The 5,630-nt window shown below is 45.4% G+C and carries 3 protein-coding genes; all 3 read left to right on the top strand.

The genetic code is table 11. The features are described from left to right. On the top strand, positions 1-2,506 hold a 2,506-nt coding region (locus tag AC06MN_RS10310; RefSeq protein WP_475672293.1), incomplete at its 5' end, for a T9SS type A sorting domain-containing protein. A 68-nt stretch (positions 2,507-2,574) separates the two neighbouring features. Further along, positions 2,575-4,239 carry a T9SS type A sorting domain-containing protein gene (locus AC06MN_RS10305; RefSeq protein WP_475672292.1) on the top strand — a complete coding sequence of 555 codons (1,665 nt, stop codon included), beginning with the start codon at positions 2,575-2,577 and terminating at the stop codon, positions 4,237-4,239. A 158-nt stretch (positions 4,240-4,397) separates the two neighbouring features. Next, the coding region (locus AC06MN_RS10300) for a hypothetical protein (protein WP_475672291.1) at positions 4,398-5,630 on the top strand (1,233 nt) is incomplete at its 3' end.

Below are 5,630 nucleotides of genomic sequence, written 5' to 3'. Positions count from 1 at the left end.
CGACCTGACCATGTGGGACGACATCTATTCGCCCGAAGATGTGAAGATTTACATTGAGCCTACGGGAATGCTCACCATGGACGGCTGCACTTTCGACAAGCTGCCCGAAACCGACAGGGGCATGTGGCAAGGCGTGCAGGTGTGGGGCAACAAGAACTTGGACCAAGGCAGCCACAACAGGAAATACAAGCAGGGCTATCTTGAAATGAAGAATGGCGCAACCATCAGCAATGCCATTGTGGGTGTCGACTTATGGGACCCTTGGGATTATCAGACTACTGGAGGAATTATCAAGGCGACGGATGCGAACTTCATAAACAATGCTAAGGGTGTAAGAATTGAAGAATACCTTTATTACTATCCCGACAACAACCCTGCTACCGGAACGGAATTAAACTATAATTCATCGTTTACAAGATGCAGGTTTGAGGTGAATGGCGATTTCATCGGCACAGAACCATTCTACGAACATGTGAAGCTTTCCAAGGTTAAGGGAATTACATTCAACGGCTGCGAGTTTATACTGAGAAACCCGAACAGCCATGTCGCGACATGGGCGAAAGGCTTGCTAGCCCACGATGCAAGTTTCAGCATTAACAGCAGCTACGACCTCCATTCAAATCTCATAAGGCAAGCTGTATTCGATGGCTTGTATATGGGTGTTGAAGCATTACGCGATTTTTCGTGTCCAGTACATTCTTTCACCATAAAGAACACTGACTTTGCAAACAACGATTGTGGGGTCTTTGCGCGGGCTACCGGCTATCCCACCATCATAAACTGCAATTTTGCCGTTGGCCGTGGCGACTCAGACTGCGCTATGGGCATTTATGCGGAAGGCATCAACGACTTCGCCATCGAAAACAACCATTTTGAACCAGCCCAAATATGCCCCGATGACAGTTTCGGAATCGTGGTGAAAGATTCCAACACTTCAGAAACACAAATTTACCAAAACGATTTTGAATCATTGTATTGCGGCAATCTAGCTATTGGTGATAATCGAGAAAATAGTAACAATGGGCTTGAATATCGCTGCAATCAGAACACATTGAATGTTATTGATTTTTATGTAAAAGAAGGAAGTAATCTTTATACGACAGATATAAATTCGGAACAAGGAGGGAAACTTATGGCTGCTGACAACACTTTCAGCATTGGTGGCTACCATTTTTATAATGGAGGTTTTCACAATTTGGAGTATTTTTATCAAGACGATGTTGAAAATGAAGAACCTATAAACTTTAATGATAAAGTTTTTGTTTCCGCCACAACCCAAACTGACAATTGCCCGCCACACTACGGCAACGGTGGCGGCAGTAGTAATGGCGGCTCAACTCCGGTGCTATCAGATACCCAAAAGCATCAGCGCGAAACGGATTACTACAATGCCTATTCGACTTACAATAGTGTGAAGAACCTCTACGACCGCCTCACCGATGGCGGCAGCACCCACAGCACGGTGGCTGACATCCGTACCGCTTCATCCTACGACATGTGGAATTTGCGTGCCAAACTGCTTGGCGCTTCACCTTACCTTTCGGAAGAAGTGCTGAAAGAAGCCGCCGACCGCGATGACGTCTTCACCGAATCCGTCCTGTTCGAAATTCTTGCCTCAAATCCCGATGAGCTAAGGAAAAGCGACATTATCAGTTATGTGGAAAACAAGACGCATCCACTGCCGCAATACATGACAGACATTCTGAAACAGATGGCAAGCGGCACCACCTACAAGACTGTGCTGCTGAACCAGATGGCGAATTATTCGCACGACTACCGTCTGGCTGCTGCCGACATGGTGCGCAGCATTCTCAATGACAGTGTCGTCGATGTGGACGAATTGCGCGGCTGGTTGTCCAACATGAACGACATCGCCTCCGACCGTGAAATCATCTCAACCTATATGGCTGAAGGCGACTTCAACACGGCATTCTCGCTTGCCGACATGCTGCCAAGCCTCTACCATCTTGAAGGCGATGATTTGGATGCCCATGACGATTACATGGAACTGCTGAGACTTTATCGCAACCTCTACAATGAGGGACGAAACACCATGCAGATGGACAGCACGGAAATTGCCTTGGTTGAAACAATAGCTTACGGAAGTAATGGCACGCCCAAACACATGGCACAATCCATTTTGGAAGGAGCCTACCGCTATCATTTCGAAGAATGTCCTGTAGTGCCTTATCCTGGCAACGAAAGAGGAGGGTATGCTGAAAACATTGATTCGCAATCGTATGGCATGGCAATGGGTTTGAGCATTGATGTTAAACCTAACCCAGCCACGACATGGACAGCTATTGATTTTACACTACCAACTAATGCAACAACGGCAATGTTCAATATTACGGACAATCTTGGCAACAATGTACTGCAATTGCAATTGAACGGCAACGTTGGTCAAAAAGTGCTAGATTTAAGAGAACTTGCCAATGGCGTTTATATTTGCACCGTTGTTTGCGGCGAATATTCTATGACAAAAAAACTTGTCATTACAAAATGATTCATTAACTTTGCAGTTACGGTCTTGGGCTTTTGCCCAAGACCTGCTGCTGCAAAATAGCATTTATCATGAAAAAATTGTTTTTGATATTAGCCATTACTTTGATTAACAGCCTTTGCTTTCCCCAAATCCGCATAGACTGGCAGCAATGTTACGGGAGCATGGGACGAGACGAAGCAAGAGGAATTATTGAAAAAAAAGATGGATACTGGGTGGCTGGTGCCGTTATGGAGCAAAATGGCATGGTCACTTGTGATATAAGTTCGAGCACATGGCTCATTGGCATAGCATATGAAGGAACTATGGAAAGAGAGTATTGTGTGGACAGTCTGGTTTTTAGTGATCTTGGCGGAATATTCAAAGGTTCTGGAGATGATTTCATTTCTATAGGATGGGCATTGAACAATAACAATTTAAAACAATTGAACATAACGAGTTTCAATTCTGATGCTGAAATTGTCTGGTCGAAAAATTTCGGAGATAAAAACCGCCCATTTTGGACATTCCCCCATGGCGCAATCACTTTGGACGGTGGTGTCATAGCCAACATCACCACGCAATGGTCTGGTGGCGACATCAGCAATTACTATGGATCGTATGACGTGTGGGTGGTGAAGGTCGACAGCCTTGGCAATCTCGAATGGGAAACAACTATAGGGACAAATGATTTTGAATATCAGGGTGCCATCACGCTTGCCTCCGATGGCGGCTATTATGTATCGATGTGCGGCCGGCCAGGAAACAACGGTTCTATAACGGCTTGCACGCCTCAGACGACAGACATGTACGACGGTCTTCTCGTGAAATTGGACGGCAACGGGCAGGTGCTATGGAACCGCTGCTATGCAGGAAGCGAGGACGACCAAATCTATCAGGCTCTCGAACTGGATGACGGGTTGCTGTTGCTCTGCGATACGCAATCGGACGACCGCGATGCCGAAGGTGCAGGGTATCATTTAGGTTATCCTCATGGCGATGAATTTTACGGAAAGACTTGCGACATCTGGCTGATAAAGACAGATTTTGATGGCAACATCATCTGGAGCAAGTGCTATGGCGGCACGGGACACGAGTTCCCGCTCAAGGTGTTTCAGAACGAGGATGGCGGCTTCACCGTGTTTGGCACAACGGAGTCGTTGGACGGCGATGTGGCAAGCACAAGCAACATGCACCCGCATCAGCCTGAAGTTGGCCGAAAGATATGGGTGTTCCGCATAGATGCAGATGGGAATATGCTTTGGGAAAAGGCATTAGGGCACTATGTTAACATACCAATCTATATAGGAGATGTCATAAAACATGATGATGTCACTTACACAATAGCAGCCACAGCAGAAGGATTCGACGGAGTTTATGCCGGTGATTTCAATTGCTCAAATTATGCTTCTCTTTGTGCCTATTCAAGTTACTGGGTCCTCCACATCACGGACATCTTCAACTACGACGACCCGACAGGCATAGAGGAACAGCCAAAAGTGGTGCCGCTGCAAATGAAGGTACACCCTAACCCAGCCACCACATGGGCAGCCATCGATTTCACTTTGCCTGGCGATGCCAAAACAGCAGCTGTTGAAATTGTAAATTCGCTTGGCGAAAAAGTCATGTATGGTCAATTAAATGGGAATGTTGGCCAGAAGGTTCTTGACCTGCGAGAACTCTCGAATGGTGTTTACACCATAACAATTCTATGTGGTGAATATTACCAAACGGAAAAGTTGGTTGTTGCAAAATAATTAATAATTTTGCAGTCTTGGCAGAATAATCTGCCAAGACTGCTATTTAATTTTTCATTGTCATGAAAGCAAAACCTATAATAGTCCTCTTGTTGTTGCTTAATTCCACAATACTTTTTGCACAAATTCGCATAGACTGGCAGCAATGTTACGGAAGTATGGAAACCGATCAAACACTTGGAATTATTCAAAATGAAATAGGTTGGTATTATATCATTGGTCAAGTAGGTGAGGAAAGCGGTATGGTTGGCTGCCACTTTGAAGATTATGGTCGTGGATGGTTTATCGAAATCAACGAATTTGGAGAACTTGTTGGGGAAGAATGCTTGCCTCGTTTTGACCCAACATCCAGAGGGGTCTTGAAAAGCAATGGCAATTCATTCTATTTGGTCGGATGCAACAATAATCAATTTGAAAAAACAATGATAGAAGTGAGAAGATACAGCAATTATGAAAGTCTGGAATGGGTTGCACAGGCCGGCAATGCCGAAAAAGGCGTAGCGGGGATTCCTTATGTGTCATCAACTTCAGATGGAGGAGTGGTTGCAACTGCTTATGTTCAATGGCCGTGTGGGCCAGGTGGAGAATATTACGGCATGAATGATGCATGGGTGGTGAAAATCAATAGCGAAGGCGAACAGGAATGGGAGGTTATGCTTGGTTCGGAAGGGATGGAAATGCCGGCATGTTTATTTGGAGAGTCAAATGGGAATGTGCTGGTTTCAATTGCGGGTTATGCCCTTGGCAATGGAAATGTTGCGAGTTGCAACCGAATAAAATATGATGCCATCATCACGAAACTGAGTGAAGTTGGCGAAATCATCTGGAGCCGCTGCTATGGTGGAGAAGAGGAAGATGGTTTTAGTTGCATTGCAGAATTGAGCGATGGTTATCTGTTTGCTGGATATACGGAATCGGAAGATGGCGACCTCGAAGGTGCCGGCTACCATCTGGGTTATATCAACAACCTTCCAGCCTATGGACGAACCAGAGACATCTGGCTTATGAGGACCGACTTTGAAGGCAACATCCTCTGGAGCCGCTGCTATGGCGGAGCAGGCAATGAATCTGCTAAAAAGGTTTTCCAGAACGAAGACGGCGGCTTCACCGTGTTCGGGACCACCAAATCCTTGGATGGCGATGTGGTGAGCACTCATAATCTTCAGTATAATAATGAGCATATGCAAAGTAAGATTTGGGTGTTTAGGACAGATGACCAAGGCAACCTGATATGGGAAAGAGCAATCGGCACTCAGAAAAGAGCTCCTGAAACTGTAGCTGACGTAATAAAGCATAATGATAAAGAATATACCATTGCTGCCACAGCATACCCAAATCATTTTGAAATGACAGGGGATTATTATTGCTCAAATGATACGATTATCCCATAT

It is taken from the genome of Candidatus Limimorpha sp. (assembly GCF_056203535.1).
The sequence above is the reverse complement of the archived record's forward strand: the minus strand, read 5'-3'. Positions and strand labels throughout refer to the sequence as shown.

Excerpts from the sequence above, each read along its gene's own strand:
- AC06MN_RS10305 (WP_475672292.1), top strand. The coding sequence starts at position 2,575 with ATGAAAAAATTGTTTTTGATATTAGCCATTACTTTGATTAACAGCCTT.